The sequence below is a fragment of the Microcoleus sp. Pol12B4 genome (assembly GCF_036701385.1).
GTDB lineage: Bacteria > Cyanobacteriota > Cyanobacteriia > Cyanobacteriales > Microcoleaceae > Microcoleus.
In genome coordinates, this window is the sequence record NZ_JAUBQR010000062.1 from 1 (window position 1) to 20,273 (window position 20,273).

16 protein-coding genes are annotated in these 20,273 nt (G+C 45.7%); 12 read left to right on the forward strand and 4 right to left on the reverse strand.

Annotation, left to right across the window (positions count from 1 at the left end; all coding sequences use genetic code 11):
- Window positions 1-92: 92 nt before the first annotated feature.
- Window positions 93-1,097: a calcium-binding protein gene (locus QUA38_RS11175; protein WP_445305046.1), complete on the forward strand. Its 1,005-nt coding sequence runs from the start codon at window positions 93-95 to the stop codon at window positions 1,095-1,097.
- Between the two features lie 582 nt (window positions 1,098-1,679).
- Here QUA38_RS11175 and QUA38_RS11180 read toward each other — a convergent pair.
- Complete coding sequence (locus tag QUA38_RS11180; RefSeq protein ID WP_333161734.1) at window positions 1,680-3,296, reverse strand: Ppx/GppA phosphatase family protein; 1,617 nt, start codon at window positions 3,294-3,296, stop codon at window positions 1,680-1,682.
- Window positions 3,297-3,506: 210 nt separating this feature from the next.
- On the opposite strand from QUA38_RS11180, the gene QUA38_RS11185 reads away from it, so the two are divergent.
- Window positions 3,507-4,391 carry a 4-hydroxybenzoate solanesyltransferase gene (locus QUA38_RS11185; RefSeq protein WP_333161736.1) on the forward strand — a complete coding sequence of 295 codons (885 nt, stop codon included), beginning with the start codon at window positions 3,507-3,509 and terminating at the stop codon, window positions 4,389-4,391.
- A gap of 632 nt (window positions 4,392-5,023) precedes the next feature.
- Window positions 5,024-10,258 carry a S8 family serine peptidase gene (locus QUA38_RS11190; protein WP_333161738.1) on the forward strand — a complete coding sequence of 1,745 codons (5,235 nt, stop codon included), beginning with the start codon at window positions 5,024-5,026 and terminating at the stop codon, window positions 10,256-10,258.
- Window positions 10,259-10,436: 178 nt separating this feature from the next.
- Here the strand turns inward: QUA38_RS11190 and QUA38_RS11195 are convergent, their stop codons facing one another.
- The gene (locus QUA38_RS11195; protein ID WP_333161740.1) at window positions 10,437-10,658 is read right to left on the reverse strand and encodes a hypothetical protein; all 222 of its coding nucleotides are present in this window, start codon (window positions 10,656-10,658) and stop codon (window positions 10,437-10,439) included.
- Window positions 10,659-10,669: 11 nt separating this feature from the next.
- Here QUA38_RS11195 and QUA38_RS11200 point away from each other — a divergent pair, with 11 nt between their 5' ends.
- The 7 genes from QUA38_RS11200 (at window position 10,670) to QUA38_RS11230 (ending at window position 15,834) form a co-directional block, all read left to right on the forward strand.
- Window positions 10,670-10,960: a hypothetical protein gene (locus tag QUA38_RS11200; protein ID WP_333161742.1), complete on the forward strand. Its 291-nt coding sequence runs from the start codon at window positions 10,670-10,672 to the stop codon at window positions 10,958-10,960.
- 120 nt (window positions 10,961-11,080) lie between these two features.
- Window positions 11,081-11,326, forward strand: coding sequence for a hypothetical protein (locus QUA38_RS11205; protein WP_333161744.1), 246 nt, complete (start codon window positions 11,081-11,083; stop codon window positions 11,324-11,326).
- Between the two features lie 172 nt (window positions 11,327-11,498).
- Window positions 11,499-11,996 (forward strand): TIGR00725 family protein, encoded by a 498-nt coding sequence (locus QUA38_RS11210; protein ID WP_333161746.1) that lies wholly within the window; start codon window positions 11,499-11,501, stop codon window positions 11,994-11,996.
- An 8-nt stretch (window positions 11,997-12,004) separates the two neighbouring features.
- Window positions 12,005-12,526, forward strand: a complete 522-nt coding sequence (locus QUA38_RS11215) for a hypothetical protein (protein WP_333161748.1) — start codon at window positions 12,005-12,007, stop codon at window positions 12,524-12,526.
- A gap of 489 nt (window positions 12,527-13,015) precedes the next feature.
- Window positions 13,016-13,900, forward strand: a complete 885-nt coding sequence (locus tag QUA38_RS11220; protein WP_333161750.1) for a substrate-binding domain-containing protein — start codon at window positions 13,016-13,018, stop codon at window positions 13,898-13,900.
- A 158-nt stretch (window positions 13,901-14,058) separates the two neighbouring features.
- Window positions 14,059-15,168, forward strand: a complete 1,110-nt coding sequence (locus QUA38_RS11225) for a HAMP domain-containing protein (RefSeq protein WP_333161752.1) — start codon at window positions 14,059-14,061, stop codon at window positions 15,166-15,168.
- A 75-nt stretch (window positions 15,169-15,243) separates the two neighbouring features.
- Complete coding sequence (locus QUA38_RS11230) at window positions 15,244-15,834, forward strand: ATP-binding protein (RefSeq protein WP_333161755.1); 591 nt, start codon at window positions 15,244-15,246, stop codon at window positions 15,832-15,834.
- Window positions 15,835-15,877: 43 nt separating this feature from the next.
- Here QUA38_RS11230 and wecB read toward each other — a convergent pair whose 3' ends face one another.
- On the reverse strand, window positions 15,878-17,008 hold the full coding sequence (gene wecB, locus QUA38_RS11235; protein WP_333161757.1) for a non-hydrolyzing UDP-N-acetylglucosamine 2-epimerase: 1,131 nt from the start codon (window positions 17,006-17,008) through the stop codon (window positions 15,878-15,880).
- A gap of 212 nt (window positions 17,009-17,220) precedes the next feature.
- Between wecB and QUA38_RS11240 the strand changes: the two genes are divergently transcribed.
- Window positions 17,221-17,790, forward strand: coding sequence for a pseudouridine synthase (locus QUA38_RS11240; RefSeq protein WP_333161758.1), 570 nt, complete (start codon window positions 17,221-17,223; stop codon window positions 17,788-17,790).
- Between the two features lie 47 nt (window positions 17,791-17,837).
- Here the strand turns inward: QUA38_RS11240 and QUA38_RS11245 are convergent, their stop codons facing one another.
- Entirely contained in the window at window positions 17,838-18,683 is an 846-nt protein-coding gene (locus QUA38_RS11245; protein ID WP_333161760.1) for a hypothetical protein, read from the reverse strand.
- Window positions 18,684-18,879: 196 nt separating this feature from the next.
- On the opposite strand from QUA38_RS11245, the gene ctpB reads away from it, so the two are divergent.
- Entirely contained in the window at window positions 18,880-20,199 is a 1,320-nt protein-coding gene (ctpB, locus tag QUA38_RS11250; protein ID WP_333161762.1) for a carboxyl-terminal processing protease CtpB, read from the forward strand.
- The last annotated feature ends 74 nt before the right edge of the window (window positions 20,200-20,273 follow it).

Sequence of the window (20,273 nt, forward strand, 5' to 3'; positions counted from 1 at the left end):
AGCTGGGTGCGGGGAAACTCGCACGCCCAGATCTAACTGAGAGGGGCGGGGAATAATATCCCCCCTCGACTCAACCTCTAACCGGCAGCGATATTAATGACATCATCAACGGTTTCAAAGGCAGCGACTTGCTAAATGGCTTATTCGGCAACGACAATATTTACGGTGGCCTTGCTAGCCCAGTTACTGTTGGCGCGGATGCAGACAGCGACACCATATTTGGCAACGAAAATAACGACTATCTCGTCGGCAACGCTGGGAATGACATTATTTATGCGGGTAAAGATCGTGATGTGGCGATCGCAGGCAAAGATAATGACGTAGTTTGGGGCGACAAAGGCAACGATACCCTGCTTGGCGATGAAGGTAATGACAGTTTATTTGGTGGCATTTCTGATACGTCTGACGGTGACTTGACAGGAAAAGATTTGCTTTTTGGCAATAAGGGCAACGACGTTTTATACGGACAAGAAAGCGAAGATACTCTTGCTGGGGGCGAGGACAATGATACCTTACATGGCGGCAAAGATAACGATATAATTTGTGGCGATTCGGGCAATGATTTGCTATTTGGAGATTTGGGAAATGACAGCATCTGCGGTGGCGATGGCGAAGATACGATTTTCGGAGATATTGACAATATCGCGACGGATGCTAGCAGTCAAAAAGATTATTTGTGCGGCGGTAGTGGCAATGATTTAATTTATGGCAATCAAGATGCCGATCAATTGTGTGGCGGTGAGGGTAGCGATACTCTGTACGGCGGTAAGGGTGATGATACTTTGATTGGGGGAAGTGGCGACGACTGGTTGATGGGAGACTTCGGAAACCATACGCTGCAAGGGGGAAGCGGGCGCGATTACTTTTTCTTGACTGCGGGAGAAGGCCACGATGTAATCGCTGATTTTACGCAAGGTGAAGATTTATTAATTTTAACGGGAGGGTTAACGGTCGATCAACTCAGCATATTTGAGGAAAACACTACAACTTTTATCAAAATTGCCAACACTAATCAAATATTAGCTAGCCTCAAGGGTGTGCCAGCTAATCTCATCACTCAACAGGATTTTACAGTAATTGGGTTCCCTGGTTTGTAGATGATATCGCATCCAGTTGTATCAGAATAATAACTAATAGATCGTAATATTAAATGAACCGCTTTTGTCGCGTCTGACGCGAAGGAAAGGAAAGAAGAAGATACAGTCCTTCTTTGGTCCTTTACCCTAGAGAATTTGTAGATAAAACGACGGTTGAAACCGCGTCTACACAAACTTTAATGTGCGAAAAATATTTGTTTTTACAAACGTTCTTCACGGACTAAAGAATTAATGGGATATCAAAGCCTGATTTGGTATTAGGTAAATAAAGAACTGAATTCCTTACTACAAACCGCAATACTTGTAGGAACGAGTTTTAGCAATAATCTTTCCTTCCTATCGCTCTATTAGACACAACTTAAATCGTTCGTATAGCGTCGGCGGATAGTCCTCATATCGCATTTATTTATCCTATCTTATCCTCTCTACAATTAAGCTAGCCTGCCTTCAGAAGGCAGGCTAGGGCGATCGGGAGGAGTATGGAATCTAACACAATATTTTTACTACATTTGGGGTTAAGTTGAAACTAATGGTGCGAAATACGCACCCTAAAGTTTCTCATTTTCCGGCTCTGAGTATTCTTTAAACTGTCAGGATATTCGGTTCCAAAGTTGCCACTAATTTGAGATTGTACTCATATTCAAAAAACGGCTTTTTATAATCCAAACTCCACAGCTCTAGAGCGCAATCGTCTTCGGAGTTGAGCGGTTGTAGCCGCAAGTGAAACTCTCTAACTTCCGGGCGGTGTTGGCATTTAAAATCAGAAATAGCGCCTATTTGTCGCCTATCTAAAGCCACAGCCAGCCGCAGGAAAGGATGCAATTTACTGACTAATTCTCGGTAATGTTTAGGAAGGATGATAAAATTTTCGTGCTTCTTTTTAGGAGGATTTTTCCGGTGATAGCGAGCCAAATTGGCAATTACTTCAATCTCTGTTTCAGTGTAGCCCAATAACTCACCATTACGAATTAAATAGTAAGAATGCTTGTGGTGCGCTGAATGACTGACGTACAAACCGCAGTTGTGCAGAATCGCGGCAGCCCACAGCAACTCGCGTTCTTCGGTTCCCCAATTGTGTAGAATCCCTTGAGTTTGGTCGAAGAAATTGAGCGCAAATGCTGCGGTTCTTTCACTTTGTTCTAAATTGACTTGATATTTATCAGCCATGTGCAGAATGCTGCGCTGGCGGATTGAACCTTGATAGCGCAAGCGGTTTTCAATTAAACCGTGAGTCAGCATCCAGTCAACAATTACGCCTTCTCTCAGAGAGCGATCGCACACAGTCAGCGATTCAATTCCTAATAGTGTCATAGCTTCTTGCAAAATCAAAGCGCCTGCCAGAATAATTTCCGCCCGCTTGTCCGACATTCCTGGAATTGCCAACCTTTCCGAGTAAGAAAGTTTGCGAAAACGATTGACTAAATCACGTAAATCTTTTAAACTTAACTGATACCCAGCTAGGGGACTGGGTACTGTTCCCCACTTTTCGCGAGCGTTAATAACAGCCAGAGTTTCGATGGTTCCAGCAGTGCCAATCAAGCGCAAAGGTTCGCCATCATGGAATTGGGAGCGCAATTCGTCGATGGGTCTTTCCAGCGAAATCCGAATATAAGCTTGTAAATAAGCAAACTCCTCCCTGCTTATCGGGTCAGTTTTGACAAATTGTCCTGTTAAGCGAACAGCACCTATTTTTGTACTGGTGAGACAGCGAGGCTCAGAACTGTCTCCTAAAATCAACTCCGTAGAACCGCCACCAATATCAATAATCACCTGCGATTGATTGTTAAACTCCATACCCGAAAGAACGCCGAGATAAATTCTCCGCGCTTCTTCCTGACCGGAAATCAAACTAACATTCAGGTTTAATTCGTCAGCAACTTGTTTGAGAAAATCCCGCCCGTTAGGGGCTTCCCGAACTGCACTCGTAGCCACAGCAATAATTTGTTCGGCATTGAAAGTTTTAGCAATGTCTTGAAATCGGCGCAGAGTGGCGATCGCCCTTTCCATAACCTCGGACTTCAAGCACCCTGTTTTTGCCTCGCAATCGCCCAACCGAACCGTATCTTTTTCTCTAGCAATAATCGTAAACGCGGGCAATTTCGGATCGATCCGTGCCACCACCATGTGAAACGAGTTAGTACCCATATCAATAGCAGCAATAATACGATTTGACTCCGTAGAAGCAAGTGAATTAACCATTGGAGTATCGGGGTTGATAGATATTTATGATTATTTCACGAATCCAGTGAGGCATTCTATTAAATTAGCAAAAATCTGGAACTGCTCGCTGGCCAAGACTTCCACCTGTTTGAAATTTCGGCAGAAGTGCGATCGGCAGCAGAAATAGTAAGTGATTGTGCCTAAAATTTGATAAAATCTAGAGTTAAAAATATCAAATCTAGAATTGAAATGCTTACACAGCCCGATCGCCAACCCGAATCCACATTACTAACCGTCGTAAGGCTGTTGAGATGGGACAAGCCAGCAGGAAGGCTGATTTTAATGATTCCAGCCCTCTGGGCCGTTTTTTTAGCAGCCCACGGGAGGCCGCCGACAGCATTGGTGGGCGTGATTGTGTTGGGTACCTTAGCCACGAGTGCGGCTGGATGCGTCATCAACGACTTGTGGGATCGCGATATCGATCCCGAGGTAGAAAGAACGCGATCGCGACCCCTAGCATCCCGTGCCCTCACCGTGCGAACTGGAATCGGAGTTGCTTTAATTTCCTTTGCTTGTGCGGCAATTCTCGCTTTTTATCTCAATCCTTTAAGTTTCTGGCTATGCGTCGCCGCCGTACCAGTAATTATCTGCTATCCGCTAGCAAAAAGATTCTTCCCAGTGCCACAATTAGTGTTATCAATTGCCTGGGGTTTTGCAGTTTTAATTAGTTGGAGCGCCGCCGTTGGAACACTTGAATTAGCGACTTGGTTGCTGTGGGGTGCAGTCGTAGTGTGGACGATGGGATTTGATACAGTTTATGCGATGAGCGATCGGGAAGACGACCTGCGTTTGGGGGTGAATTCCAGCGCGATATTTTTCGGAGATCATGCCGCTAATGCTGTGGGGTTTTTCTTTATAAGTACAGTGGGCTTATTAACAGCAGTGGGAGTTAATCTGCACTTGCACATTGGTTTTTGGATGGCAATTAGTGCGGCGGCGATTTTGTGGTTTTTGCAGTACAGTAAACTGCGGAAGGCGGATATTCCTAAGCCAATTTACGGTCAAATCTTTCGCCAAAATGTTTGGGTGGGGTTTGTAATATTAGCGGGGATGATTGTTGGGGAGATTTTTTAATTTATTGTAGGGCTTGTCCCGCAGAAAACGGGTGTGAAACTCGAATGATTGAAGTTTGACACAAGAGCTTCCGAGCGATTTAAGCCTGAAAGCCTGTGTCTCTTTGCTTTGTATCGAAGTCTCCAACGGCTGTACGATCCTGAAAAAGGGGGATGTGCGATCGCTTCTTCTCCCTTGTTCAGGATTATTATACATAAATATACTTAGTGTATTAATCCAATTGGATTAAACTTTTCGGAGATATTACTGATGCGCTGGCTGATAAAAACTGATATTATTTTTGTGTATTGGACGAAATTATACTGAATTATTAGAGTATAAAAAACTACGTCTTTTTGTCGGCAGGTATGGAAATTGGTTACAGGCAACACTTTCACCGGAAGAAAATAAATGTCTAACGGTGCCATTTCCTACTCGTTATTAAACACTCAGTGTAAAGTTTCATTACAAAACGCATAAAAAATCCGGCGCACTTCTGATAGATACATAGCGGCGGAAAGTTAAGCGAGTTTAAAGATTTTCTAACCTTTTGCTAATTAAGTTGAATTCGCGTGTCGTTACGCGGGTTTGCGGCAATTGCTTGACTGTGTCGGCTGATTTTTTCCATAGAAATTTATCAATCAAGGTGCATCATGTCTAATATATCGATCGGCAATCTGAACGACAACTATTTCTCCATCAACTTCGCCGGTAAAACTGACCCCACAGACACCTATCGTTTTAATCGACTCAATACAGGCAGCTTTCGAGTTACGGCTGAAGGATTTAGTTCCATTGTCGGGATGCAGCTTCTCGACAGTCAGGGAAAAGTCGTCAAAGACATCGAAACCAACGGCACAAATTCGGGAACTTTTAGCATCGATAATTTGGGCGCAACTAATTATGCACTCAAAATTTCTGCACCCTCCCGCGATACAAATTATCAAGTTAGTTTAACCCCAGACGGCAAAGTCGATCCGCTGACAGGTTTAGGGGTTGACTCAGGCTTTTTCGCTACAGACTCAACGGGACAAGTTGGCTTTGACTGGCTGCACGACGGCGGCAATTATAAAGGTGAAGTTGCCATTTTTAGCGTGCTGGGAATGGAGAAATTTACCCCTGGTTCTCAGGAATTTATCAAAGAAGCAGCAAGACGATCTCTGACTAATTCTACCTTTGGTCACGTAGTAATTTCTGACCCCACTGAAGGTGCAAATTCCCTATTTAACGGCAGTTTAGGAGAGGAAAATTATAACGAAGGGCAGTACAGCGGCGCGAAAAAATTCCCAATGAAACCTGGAGAGGCTTTTGCGGTGATGCTGGTGCCAAATGGTACGGTGCAAGATGTGTTTAAGAATCCCGGTGCAGGCGGTGACAAACGCCCGCTGCTATCATTATCTAGCACTAATCCAGATGATGCTTGGTTGTACGGTCAAGTAGCAGGTGTCACTGGCAACGGCAAGGCATTTGCAATGGAAGATCAGCGCGTAGATCAGGGATCAGATAAAGATTACAACGATTTGGTTTTCAATTTAACAGGTGCGACGGGCAAAGCAGTGTCGATCGACAAAGTGATCGATCCAAGTAAGGATTGGACTAAACTTGATGGCGGCAAGAAATTGATCGATTATGTCAAATCAAACCAGCCGGTGGTGGAACCGCCTGTGGCTGTCGCGCCTCCTGTGGAAACGCCGCCTGTGGAGACAAAACCACCTGTTGCTGTCGCGCCACCCGTAACAACGCCACCGATTGAGACAAAACCGCCGGTTGCTGTCGCGCCTCCTGTGGAAACGCCGCCTGTAGAGACAAAGCCGCCGGTTGCTGTCGCGCCTCCTGTGGAAACGCCACCGATTGAGACAAAAACGCCTGTGGCTGTCGCGCCTCCTGTGGAAACGCCGCCTGTGGAGACAAAGCCGCCGGTTGCTGTCGCGCCTCCTGTGGAAACGCCACCTGTGGAGACAAAGCCGCCGGTTGCTGTCGCGCCTCCTGTGGAAACGCCGCCTGTGGAGACAAAGCCGCCTGTGGAGACAAAGCCGCCGGTTGCTGTCGCGCCACCGATTGAGACAACGCCACCTGTGGTAACGCTGCCTGTGGCAACGCCGCCGGTTGCGACAACGCCACCTGTAGCAACGCTGCCGATCGCCCCTCCAACACCACCCGTGCAACCGCCTACGATCGCCCCGGAACCGCCTCTAGTTGGACTTGAGCCGATCGACGATCTGTCGCCGCCGATCGACCCCGAACCGCCGATTGAAACCGTATTACCGATTAGTTCGCCGCCAGAAAATCGCGCCTTTATTGGCATCATCGATACTGGGTTTGCGACGAACAATCCCGATTTGGATTACTCTAAAGTGACATTGGGGCGCGATCGCATTGACAAAGACAGCAATCCTTTGTTTACTGCCGGCAGTGGTAACGAACACGGCACATTTAGCTGGGGTTTAGTTAGTGCAATTGGTGGCAACGATAAAGGTATTGATGGCTACAACGATAAAGCGAATGTTTATCTAAGTCGGGCAATTGGTTCTGGGGAATGGGATTTAGCTTTAACTGATTTTGTGGGTGAGGCGAAAGCACAAAAGAAGAAGAATGCGATCGCACTTCTTCCCCTCGATTTAACTCAGAAAAATGCTGACGGAAGCATTACCACTCGTTATGAATTTACACCCAGAGAACGTGCTGCATTAGAGAATGCCCGTCAGAATGGAGTGCTGTTAGTTGTTGCGGCTGGTAATGACGGCGGCGTGATGTCTGTTTTGGGTCAATCTTCCCAGGAGTTTGAGAATATTCTCACGGTTGGTTCGTCTGATGGATTTGGGCGATCGGATTATTCCAGCTACGGCTATGGTTTGGATATTTTAGTGCCCGGAGGTGCGATCGACAATCCGACTTTATCGACTGTTGGTGATGATTTAGGCACGATGGCGGGGACTTCTGTTGCCGCGGCAAAGGCTGCGGGGATGGCGTCTAAAGTTTGGGAGAGTAATCCCGATTTGAATCCTGCCCAAGTGATTGATATTTTGACTGGAAGTGCGATCGATTTGAAGGAACCTGGATGGGATAAGGAAACGGGTTTTGGGGTGGTGAATTTGAATAAAGCTGTGCAATTGGCGAAGGAAACAGCGCCGCAAGCTTATATTCCGACACCTTTCTCGAATCCGACAACTTGGGGCAAAGAAGGGTTGGTGACGCCATTAGAAAGGGCGACGGAAGTTTTTGAGCATAATGGCAAATACTATGACTGGGAACAACATACGGTTCAAGATGGTGAAAATCTATCAGTAATCGCCCAATCCAGAACGGGTGATATGAATGATTGGTCACTTATTGCCAATAATCCTGATAATCAATTTGCTTCTGGCGATCCGAATTTGATTTATCCAGGGGAGATATATTGGGTTCCCAAAAAGGTATCTGCACCTGTCACCCCAGATCCCAACCAAGGAGGAGGAAGGCCTACAGAACCACCTGTAACATCTAATCCCGATCCCAACCAAGGAGGAGGGGCAACGCCTGTACAACCGCCAGTTAACAGCGGCTACGAGTGGGAACTTTACACAGTTAAGGAGGGAGAAAATCTTTCGACAATCGCCCAATCAAGGACAGGAAATGCCTCTGATTACCAACTGATCGTCAATTATTCAGGTAACAATATTTCCAATCCTGACTTGATTTATCCAGGCGAGCAAATTTGGGTTCCTAAAGGAGGATATGCACCTGTCAATACAGATCCAAACCAAGGTGGGGGAACAACTATAGATGCGCCTGTAACATCTAATCCCGATCCCAATCAAGGGGGAGGAACGACTGTACCATCGACAATTAGCTCAGTTGCCCAACAGAATAACTTGGGAAATGCGACTTCTGATGTGATCCAGTATTCTGGTGATGTCAGCTATCAGCTATTTGAGAAGGGATCGGTTGTTAGCAGCCAGTATGGAACTTTTCCGCTTTACGGAGGGATTCGTCAGGAATTCTTGAAAACAGGTGGATTAAATGGCAGGTTGGGTGCTCCAACGAGTGAGGAAAAGGGATTGGGAGATGGAACAATCATCCAATACTTTGAGCACGGTAACATTTACTGGAATGGCACTAAGGCGATCGCATATGACGCTGAATCTAAGCAGACACCAACAGTTCAAAAACCTAGTAACACTCCTATCCAGTCTTCAGGATCTGGGGGCAACTCACCTATTCTCACCGCACAAGAATTAGCGAATTCATGGCAAAGTTTGTCTGAGTACAGCTCAAATAACCCATTCCCCGATAAAGGGCAAAATTGTACCTGGTACGCTCACGGGCGTATGCTCCAGTTAGGCTATAGTAAGGCTGCTTTAGACACTATGTGGGGTAATGCAGGTACATGGGATAACACTGCTGGAAATGGTGCAACGGTATCAAATACGCCTCAAGCTCCTTCTATTGCTGTGTGGGAGCCTGGGGTAGGTGGTGCAGGATCTGTAGGTCATGTGGCTGTAGTTGAGCGAGTTAATCCAGACGGTTCAATTGTGATTTCTGAATCGAACTGGGACAATACTCAGTACAACATTCGTACTATTTCTCGGAATGATTCGCACTGGCCAAGTGAATTCGTCATAGTTCCTTCCAATAGTGGAGTAAGTAATAATGGCAACAGCATCGGTGGCAACTCTGGGAGTAATAATCCAGAAAATGGGTACTCACCTATTCCGGGTGTTATACCTCCTCCTAAAGTATCGATCTCTTCAGTCAGTAATTTTGAAAATGGTTCTAGCGTAGTCCTAGAAGGAAAATCAATTGTTGTTTCAGGTAACTCCAACACTCAAGACATGGAGTTTTATATAGGGAACAATAAAATTGGAGGTAGCGTAGATTATCTCACTGATGGAGCCTTTACCGCCAAGTTAAACATTCCGAGTGATCCGAGTGATAATATATTCTTGGGTAACTATCAGATCAAAATCATTGCTAAAAATGAACTTGGAATTAATAATACCTTTTCCAGCAATTCCTCTATTAGCGTTGTTAGCGATAAAGTGACAAAGCCAATAGGTGTTACTAATGGTTTATTTGGTCAATTTCGAGAGGAGCGTTGGGGAACTATTGAGCGTTTTGGTGGAGGATACATTGAAAATAAACCTACATGGTTAGTTATTCATGGAATGAATAGCAGTCCCAGTGGTGTTACGGAATTAGCAACGGCAATAGATGATTACGATCCTACAGGGGATCAAGTTCTTACACTCGATTGGAAGACCGCAGCCTCTAGCGGTTTAATTCCTCTTCCGGGTATTGGTGCTTCTTGGATTGAAGCAGCAGGAATCTTTGCGGCTGAAACATTAAAAAGCTGGGGAATTTCTACCTCTAACATTAATATTTCTGGTCATAGTTTGGGTGCTTATGTGTCCGCTGAAATTGCTGAACGAATTCCAGGGGGAGTGAACCGACTTATTGCTTTAGAACCCGCTAAGGAGTTGCCATGGGGCTATGATTCTGAATCAGTTGATTTCAGTAAAAATAGTCTATTTTCTTGGGGATTCTACGGTAGCTCTTTGGGATCATCTCCTAAAACTGTAACTGCTGACGAATCTTTTTCAATGGGTTTTGGCTTTTTGAATAATAATCCTGATGCCAATCACGGTAATGTTAAAACCCTGTTTTCCTCTCTGGTTGAAGAGAGTCGTACAACAAATCCGATTAGCTCTTTCTTTAAGCTAGACAACATGAATAAGAGCGTTGCCAGACCTTGGAGGTTGGATGAATTTAATCACATGGGGGGAAATACCGCTGGTGATCGGCAATACGAAGGACGCATAGAAGGTAAATGGGAAAATAATATTTTAGTACCACGAGAATTTACCTACCTAGATGATCTGTCTGGGAAGCTTGTTCCACTAACAGCGTAGTTTTAAATCAAAGAGCGATCGCCCATCATTCATCAACAAGAGCGATCGCCCTTCCTGCATTTGCGTTAATCAGCATTCATCTGCGGTTAAAAAAGAGTGATCGGCCTTTATCGGCTAGATTCAGAAGGGATCTCGCCCATCATTCATCAAAAGAGCGAGATCCCTTCTTACGTCTGCGTTAATCACCATCCATCTGCGGTAAAAAAGAGCGATCGCCCTTTCTCAGCCAGATGCAGAAGGGTGATCGCTCATCATTCATCAAAAGATCGCTCGCCCTTCCTGCATCCGCGTTAATCTGCGCCAATCTGCGGTTAAAAAAGATCGCTCGCCCTTTCTCGCCCATATTCAAAAAAGCGATCGCTATTTGGAATGAATTCGCGATCGCTTTTTTGCAGTTCATTAAAAGAGCGATTGCTTCAACTTGTAGGATGGAATAACAGCTTGCATCTGGCAATTTCCATGACCAACCCCATCCAGCAAGAAGCCCGCCAAATTCTCGACAGTCTCGCCTTTACCCCCTGCGATCGGTGCTATCCCCTCAGCCACGACTTGGACACAATTCCTGCTAGAGTTAGTTTGTACGCCTTTCGACATCGCATTCAAGGATTGCTCTACATCGGCAAAGCCAAGAACCGGAGCGATCGACTGCGAGGTGGTCAAAGCCTTCCTCTGGGGCTGGCTCAATCGCTACGATCCAGATGATGTAAGGATCGCCTTTGTTACCCTCAACCAATGGCAAAAACCAGGGTTATTCTATGAAATAGAAACCCTCATCCTTCAAGCTACAAATTCTCCCTACAACGTTAAAATCCCCAGAGAACAATGACTCAGACCCTCAAGATCCAACACTTACCACCAGAAGCTATTTATTCGCTGATGAGTTATTTACCTGACTATGTGAAAGTCGCTTTGATGGAAAAAGCTACGCAGCTAGAATGCTCTTTAGAAGCTGCGATCGAAATGGCGATCGCTAGTTTTCTAGACTCAGAAGCTTTCAGCTTTGAAGATTGCCTATTATCGCAACGTCTTAAGGAATCAGAATTGGTAAAATTTCCCCAAAAGAAATAGGGTGCGATCGCCCGTTTTACAATCAAAAGAGCGAGATCCATTCTTACCTCCGCGTTAATCTGCGTCCATCTGCGGTTAAAAAAGAGCGAGATCCATTTTTCACCCATATCCAGAGTAGATAGTGTGCAAAAAAACTCGCAATTATTAATAACACCATATTCAGCCCAAAACTATGAAAAAAATCATCATTGGCATCATGGGACCCGGCGAAAGTGCCACATCAACCGACTTAGAAAACGCCTATCAACTCGGACAACTCATCGCCGAAGCAGGATGGATATTGCTAACTGGCGGTAGAAATGTCGGCGTCATGGATGCCGCAAACAAAGGAGCAAAATCAGCTAACGGTTTCACAGTTGGCATCCTTCCGGGAAATGACACTCGCGGCATTTCTGAAGCTGTAGATATTGCCATTGTCACCGATATGGGAAACGCCAGAAATAATATTAACGTTCTTTCTTCAGATGTAATAATTGCCTGTGGTATGGGCACGGGCACTGCTTCGGAAATCGCACTCGCCCTCAAAGCTAACAAACAAGTTATCTTGTTAAATGACAGCGCCGAAAGTCAACTTTTTTTTAAAGGTTTAGCACAATTTAACATCTTTGTGGTAAACAATGCTGTAGAGGCTATGAATCAAGCTCGCGAAATCCTAGCAAATCCAAGATGAAATCCAAAATGAGACTAAGCAAATTCAACTTTTGTGCGATCGGCATTTTTCTGACTTTGGGGATTTTCGTCACTACCAAAGCAGACGGAAGAATTGCACAGTTCAGTTTCAGCAACAAATCTACTCAAAAATTAGCACAGACCCTCCCTCCTCCTCCCCCTGTAGCACAGCCTGTTACCGAACAAGAAGCGCCACCTATTCGCAGCGAATCCGTACCCGATCAAATCGCTTTAGCAACCCATTTGCAGACAATCAAAACTAGAATGTACGGTGCTTACTGGTGTCCTCACTGTCACACCCAACAAGAACTTTTCGGCAAAGAAGCATTTACCGCAATTACTTACATTGAGTGCGATCCCAGAGGCAAAGATGCTCAACCCGATTTGTGCAAAGCTGCCAATATTAAAGCTTATCCCACCTGGGAAATTCGGGGGAAATATTACACGGGCAGGCAATCTTTGGAAAAACTTGCTATTTTATCTGGTTATAAAGGCAGCAGCAATTTTCTGTCACCAGTTCCCTCTCCTTAAAAAAATCTAACTGACAAGGCCAACATTCTTAGCGACTGTACCGAAACTCACCTAAATCAAATGATTTCGGATTTTAGTCGTTTTACCTGGCAAATCGACCTATGAAGCTCAACAAGAAACTCATCTGTAACTGGTAATTAAGATAAGTTATTCAGGATAAAAGCTTCCCGATTGAGCTGTTACAGTAATTCTAAATAGAGCGAGCGCATGATAATTCTGCGAGCACGTCTCTCATAATTATCATGCGCTCGCTAACTATTCATATCAAACAGCATCACAAAACGTGGCGCTCGATTTATTGCAAATTTTAATTATTTAGCATAAAATTTAGGAGGGGTAAAATCAACCATGAAATATCAACCTTTTTCTCCTACTAAACCAAAAAATATTGAGTGAGTTGCGAGCGCGATAAAATACTCGAAAACTCGATTTGTAAGTACCTCAATCATCTTTAATAGCACAAGATAATAGGAGTATAGGACTTTTAACATGAAACAGAATTTACTTACCCTAGCTTTAACAGCGATCGCCCTCCTAGGCCTCCCCAGTTGCAGTACGACGACCAGCAGTGCCACCACTACAAAAGCGCCCACGACTGCCGCAACGCAAATCCAAAGCTCGATTAAAGTTGGGGTGTCAAGCAGCACGTTGGGTCTTATGAAGGTGCTGCAAACGAACTACGAAGCTACCGCAAAAAACGTTAAAATTACCAACCTAGAACCAGGGCAGTCCGAAAATATAATTGATGGGGTTAAACAGACAGTAGTCGATGTAGGTCCAATATCGAGAACATTAAAGCCAGAAGAAAATGATGGCACTTTAGAGTCTCGCGATGTTGCCCACGATGCCCTTTTAGTGGCCACTCATTCCAGCGTCACAGGGGTGAAAAACCTCACTACTGAAGACATCAAAGGCATTTATAGCGGCACTATCACCACTTGGAAGCAACTCGGAGGAACCGATGCTAAAATTGTGCTGCTCGATCGCCCAGAAGATGAATCTGCCAAGCGGCTCTTGCGGAAATATTACCTAGGAGCAGATTTAAAAAATTCATTAGAAGCAGTAGTATTTCGGAAAGAAGGGGAATTGATCGAGGCAATTCAAAGCACTCCTTACAGCATCGGTACCTTTTCCCTGGCTCACGCCATTTCCAATAAACTATCTGTCAACCGCCTCAGCCTCAACGGGGTTGAACCAACACCAGAAAATGTCAAAGCGGGCAAGTATCCGATGGTTCGGACAATTTCTCTTCTTTGGCACAAAAAACCTTCAGAGGCTACCCAATCGCTACTTCAATACATCTCTAGTTCGCCAGGAATCAAGGCGATGGAGCAGTCTGGCTTTATTTCCGTGACCCAATCCGCCAAGAATTAAGAGCTGTGGCCATCCAATCCAGATACGCGCGGTTACCCGTTTCCGTCAAGTTGTTATCGCCTCTGTTGTTAGCATTTTTGAGTCTATGGACTGTCGGAACCTTGGGTTTTGGTTATTTTGCTAGAAACAGCTTAGAACAAAGGGCGCGAAAGGAGATCGTGGATCTGGCTAGTATGCTGAGGGAATCTCTAAAGCAAAGGCAAGAATCACTCCGTTTGAAAGCCCGTTCGGTGAGTGAAGATAATGATGTCATCAGAGCAGTAATACCAATCCAAGCTGGTTATAAACTGGATTTTATCAGAATAGTTGACGCTGATGGTCAAGTATTAGTGTCTTCACAGTTGGGAGCAATAAGACAGGCGAGATTGCAGGATACCTCTGTGAACCGTGCCGCCCGAACCGGACTAGATTTATCGGGAATTCTCCTGGCAGAAAACAGGGCTCCGGCTTCCATGATTGGGTTAATATCAATCAAATCATCTCAAAAGATCCTAGCTGGTTTGGTTGCGGGATTAGCTATTGACGACACAGCGCTCCAGTCGATTCGCGGCGACACATCCATACATTTGGTGGCTTTTGAGGGCGACAGGGTGACGGCTGCTACTTTGCCACTTCAGCGCGATCGACCTTGGCAATTTCCCCACCCAGACGGGTTGCCCACTAAGATCAGGATTACAGGTGAAGAATACCTGACCGCAACAATCGAATTACAAAGTTTTGATGGGGCAACTCTCAAAATTGCTGTACTGCATTCTGCCAAGGAAATTGAGCAAGCAGAACAGCATTTATGGTTTGTGGTGGGTGGCTTTGGTCTATTAGGAAGTGTCCTGATCGCAGTCGTTACGATCGGAGGTTTCCGTCTGACCCAAGCTCTAAGCCATCGCATTCAAAGACTGACTAAGGCAACCCAGGAATTAGCCAGAGTCAATTTAGCCATTCCTATTCCGGTTGATAGTCAGGATGAAGTGGGGCTTTTAGCTGAGGGATTTAAGAGTATGGCAGAGCAACTTATGGCTCGCGATCGGCAACTGAACCAACAGGTGCAACAACTAGAGACTACCCTTGAAGAACTGCACCGCACCCAGAGTCAGATGGTGCATCACGAAAAAATGTCGGCACTGGGGCAAATGGTGGCAGGGATAGCGCACGAAATCAACAACCCGGTCAGCTTTATCTACGGCAACCTGTCTCATCTCAACGATCACATCCATGACTTACTGCGATTACTAGATGCCTATCAACAGCACTATCCCAACGCGTCCCCATAACTTCAAGATGACCTAGACGATGTGGATCTAAACTTCCTACAAGAGGATCTCACTAAGATTCTTAAGTCGATGAAAATGGGCACCAGTCGCATTCGGTACATTGTGGTTTCGTTACGTAGCTTTTCTCGTCTGGATCACTCGGAATTCAAGGCTGTCGATATCCATGAAGGCATTGATAACACCTTGATGATTTTAGAACATCGCCTTCAAGCCAAGCCAGAACGCCCAACCATTGAAGTAGTAAGACAATATGGCGAGTTACCGTTGGTAGAATGCTATGCAGGTCAACTTAATCAGGTGTTTATGAACTTGCTATCAAATGCGATCGATGCTTTGGAAGAGAGCAATGAAGGACGTAGTTTTCAGGATATTGCTGACCAACCGAATCGGATTTCGATTAAGACTACCAAAACAAAAAAACAGTGGGTGCAGATTGCGATCACCGATAACGGTACGGGCATTCCAGAGAAAGCGCGATCGCGCCTATTCGATCCCTTCTTCACTACTAAACCCGTAGGCAAGGGGACAGGATTAGGCTTATCCATTAGTTATCAGGTGGTGAAGGAAAAGCACGGAGGAAAACTGTGGTGTGATTCTACCCGGGGCAAAGGCACGAAGTTTGTGATTGAGATTCCCATAGAGCGGACTCAGCTAATAAATACTTGAGAATCGGTTTTCAGTTTTTCGACTCCTTGTCAACCGTCTACCGTCAATTGTCAACTGTTTTCTCACTAAAATACTCTTCAACAATTTTCAAAATCCGCGACGCTGCCAAACCGTCACCAAAGGGATTAATTGCCATTGCCATTGCGTTGTATGCTTCGGAATTGCTCAGCAATTCTGCCGCTGCTGTGAAAATTGTATCAGAATTCGTACCTACAAGTTTAGCTGTTCCTGCGGAAATTGCTTCTGGTCTTTCTGTGGTTTCTCGCAATACTAAAACTGGCTTTCCCAAACTAGGTGCTTCTTCTTGCAAGCCGCCGGAATCTGTTAAAATTAAATGACATCTTTGAATTGCTCCTACTAATTCTGCGTAATCTAAAGGTTCAGTTAAAAATACTCTTGGATGGTCGCCCAAAAGAGCTTGCAAAGGTTCTCTAACTGTGGGATTTCGGTGCAGGGGTAGCAGTAAAGCTGTGTCGGGAAATTTATCTAAGATTTGGAGAAAGGCGTGAGCAATTCCTTGTAAGGGTTCGCCCCAATTTTCGCGGCGGTGAACTGTTGCTAAGATAATTCGATATTTGCTCCAATCTAAATTGGGAATGTTGCATTCTGGTTCGCGTTTGGCGACAGAAAGCAAAGCATCGATTACTGTGTTGCCTGTACGGTAAATTTCTCCCAAAACGCCCGATCGCCCTAAATTCTCTTGGGCCAGCTCTGTCGGGGCAAAATGCAGCCGTGTGAGCTGAGATATCAACCGTCTGTTAGCCTCTTCGGGGTAAGGATTGAATACGTCATCTGTTCGCAATCCGGCTTCTACGTGACCTACGGGTATTTTCTGGTAAAATGCAGCCAAAGTAGCGGCAAATGCAGTCGTTGTATCGCCCTGAACTAAGACGATTTCGGGCTGCAATTCTTTAAACAAGGCTTCCAAACCCTGCAAACTCCGGGATGTAATATCTGTCAAGGTTTGCTGGTGCTGCATAATTGCTAAATCCCGATCGGCTTTTAGATCGAACATTCGCATCACTTGCTCGACCATTTCTCGGTGCTGGCCGGTTAAAATTACTTGGATGTCAAAGGTGGGCGAACTTTTGAACTGTTGAATTACTGGGGCTAGTTTAATCGCTTCCGGGCGAGTTCCTAAAACGATGCAAACGCGGTGAGTGGCTTCGGGCATGGTAAAATATAGTTAAGTTTATTGATAAGCAAACCGCAGATTAAGGCAGATTAACACAGATTAAGGCAGATAATTTCAATATCTGCCAGCTATTGGCAATCCGGAGCGGGAATTGCTCGCCCGCCTACCTTACTTAATTGAGCAACGCTATACCAACTTAGTTAATATTAAAACTAGCTCGTACCTTTAGAATTTTTAATCTTTGATTTGTCATGCCCTATCGCTACATTCTATTTTACAAACCCTACGATGTTTTAACTCAGTTCACTGACAATTCGAGCGAGACTAAACGCAGCACTCTCAAAGACTATATTCCGATTCCTGACATTTATGCGGTGGGAAGGCTCGATCGCGATAGTGAAGGTTTGTTACTGTTAACGGATGATGGACAAATGCAACACCGCCTCAGTGACCCGAAATTCGCTCATCTCCGCACTTACTGGGTGCAAGTTGAACGAATTCCTGATGCAAGTGCGATCGCCGCTTTGCAGACAGGTGTCACAATTCAAGATTATCGGACTCGATCGGCAAAAGTGCAATTATTGTTAGAAGAACCCGCTTTGCCGCCCCGGGAACCGCCGATTAGATTTCGCAAAAACGTGCCGACAGCATGGTTGGAAATGACTCTCACAGAAGGCCGCAACCGCCAAGTGCGCCGGATGACCGCAGCAGTAGGGTTTCCGACACTGCGGCTAGTCAGGTGTGCGATCGGGCATTTGCGTCTGGAAGGCCTAAAACCCGGCGAATGGCGCGAACTAACTCAAGCTGATTTTAGATTTTAGATTGGGGAATTACAGTCAACAGTTAAGCGTCAACAATCAATAATCAACTACTTTCGAGGGGGCAAAATAAAACTCTCGTTTCCATCCTGATCTTTTTGCACCTGAGCTCCCAACTTGACAAGAGCTTGCTTCGCCCTTTGACGCACCACCTTATCAGTTGTTTGAGCATAAACCGTACTCCAAGCAGTAAACCGCACCGGCACGCTATCGGGATCTCGGCGCAAGTACTCAGCAGTTGCTCGAAACATCTGCGCAAATTTCTTCCCTTCCGGCGTTTTTTCCACCCAATCAGCGGCCATTTCGTGAGAGTTAATTGACTCTGGAATATCCCCCAACAGCAGCAACTCATCAAGACCTTTAGTTCGCCACACTATCCACGATTGGGAATGAAGTTGCGGCGAAACGGCAAGGGCCCTAGTACCACGCTCTATAAAGTTAACAGCGGTTTCAGGCTTTCCTTGATAAAAAGAAATAGCTGTGGAAAGAAACAGGTAGATGTCAACCCACCGCGGGTCGCGCTGCGTAACTATGTCAAAATAATCTTGGCTCAGATCGTAGCCGGTCACATCTCGGGCTTCGTCGTCGCCAAAATACTGCAAAAATTTTAGAAATGTCCAATCTGCAATTAAATTGTCAAATCCAAAACTAGGGATAGTTTTGACCATTTTTAGCCGCAGGGCTTCTTGCTGCGCTTCTTGCTGTGCGGCTTGCTTGAAACTGGCAGCAGACATTGCAGAGAGCGGCTTTTGCCCCTGAACACGAACTGGGGACATTCCGCCCAACTCCCCGCTCGACTGCATGGCGACGACCCCCGCCAGCGCTGCTAGACCGATAGCTCCATTAACGATCAGGCTCAACCACTTACGTGAAAATTGTTCGATTTTAGCTTCCACGGCACTTTATAAATCCAAGTTTTAAATTAAGTTTATTGAAAGAGAGTAATAATTGGTTGGCGATCGACTATGAATCTCGTTAAACTGTCCAAAGGGATAGTGGAGCCTCCACACAATAGTTTAAGTAGTAGTGTGAGATTTTTTAGCAATATAAAATCTCAAATCAAAAATCTAAAATCGAATTGAGCCAAATTCAATGAATCAAGCCCGCAGACGCTTTTCTAAATTACAGGCAGCCCTGTTCAGTGGGGCGATGGCAACAACCGCTTCGATATCTTTACTCGTTCCTGGCCTGAGTCAATCAGTCCGCGCCGAGCTTCAAGATAGCCCCAAAGCTGTCTTAGACGAAGCTTGGCAAATTGTGAACCGAGACTATGTTGATGGCAGCTTTAACAAGACTGACTGGCAATTGACCCGCCAAGAACTGTTGAGCAAAAACTATACCTCTCGCGAAGCAGCCTATACCGCTCTCCGTAAAGCTCTAGAGAAATTAAACGACCAGTACACGCGCTTCATGGACCCGAAGCAGTACGAAGCGCTGACGAATCAAACCTCTGGGGAACTGACAGGGGTGGGGATGAGGCTCGAAGAAGACGAGAAAACGAAAGTGATTACTGTAGTCGAGCCGATGGAAAATTCCCCCGCCCTGAAGGCCGGGATTCTAGCGGGCGATAGGATTTTGGTGATAGACGGCAAAACTACCAAAGGCATGACTGTCTCGGATGCGGCTCAGATAATTCGAGGCGACGAAGGCACAAAAGTCACGCTGCGGATTGCTCGTGAGGGCAAAAGCGAATTTGATGTAACTCTGACTAGGGCGAGAATTGAGGTAGCAGCGGTTCGCTACAGCCTCAAGAAAGAAGGCGGTCAGAATGTGGGTTACATCCGTTTGCAAGAGTTTAGCTCCCATGCCGGGGAACAAATGCAGGCGGCGATTAAAAAGCTCTCGGATCAGAAAGCTGATGCTTTTGTTTTAGATTTGCGGGGGAATCCCGGCGGGTTGCTGCGAGTGAGCATTGATATCGCTCGGATGTGGATGGATACAGGGGCGATCGTCCGTACAGTCGATCGCACGGGAGATTCTCAGGAAATGCGAGCAAACCGCACTGCAATCACTGACAAGCCTTTGGTGGTGCTTGTGGATGATAACTCGGCCAGCGCTAGCGAGATTTTGGCCGGTGCTCTGAAGGATAACAAGCGCGCAACTGTGATGGGCGGCCAAACTTTTGGCAAAGCTTTGGTGCAGTCGGTACATTCTTTGGCTGACGGTTCGGGATTGGCAGTGACGATCGCTCACTACTATACTCCCAACGGTACGGATATCAGCCACAAGGGAGTTACTCCCGATGTCAAAGTTGAAGTAACCGACGAACAAAAGCTGAAATTAGCTAACAAACCGATGTTGGTTGCGACTAAGGACGATCCTTGCTACGCGCAGGCGATCGCACTTTTGAAAACTACCGCTTCCTCGGCCCGTCCCGTTGCCACTAATGAGGTTGTCGTTCCTCAGAAGTAGTTGAAACCGTCAGTCCTTAACAATTAGCTTTAAGATAAAACCCGCTCCGGCGGGTTTTGTTTTTGTAGTTTTAT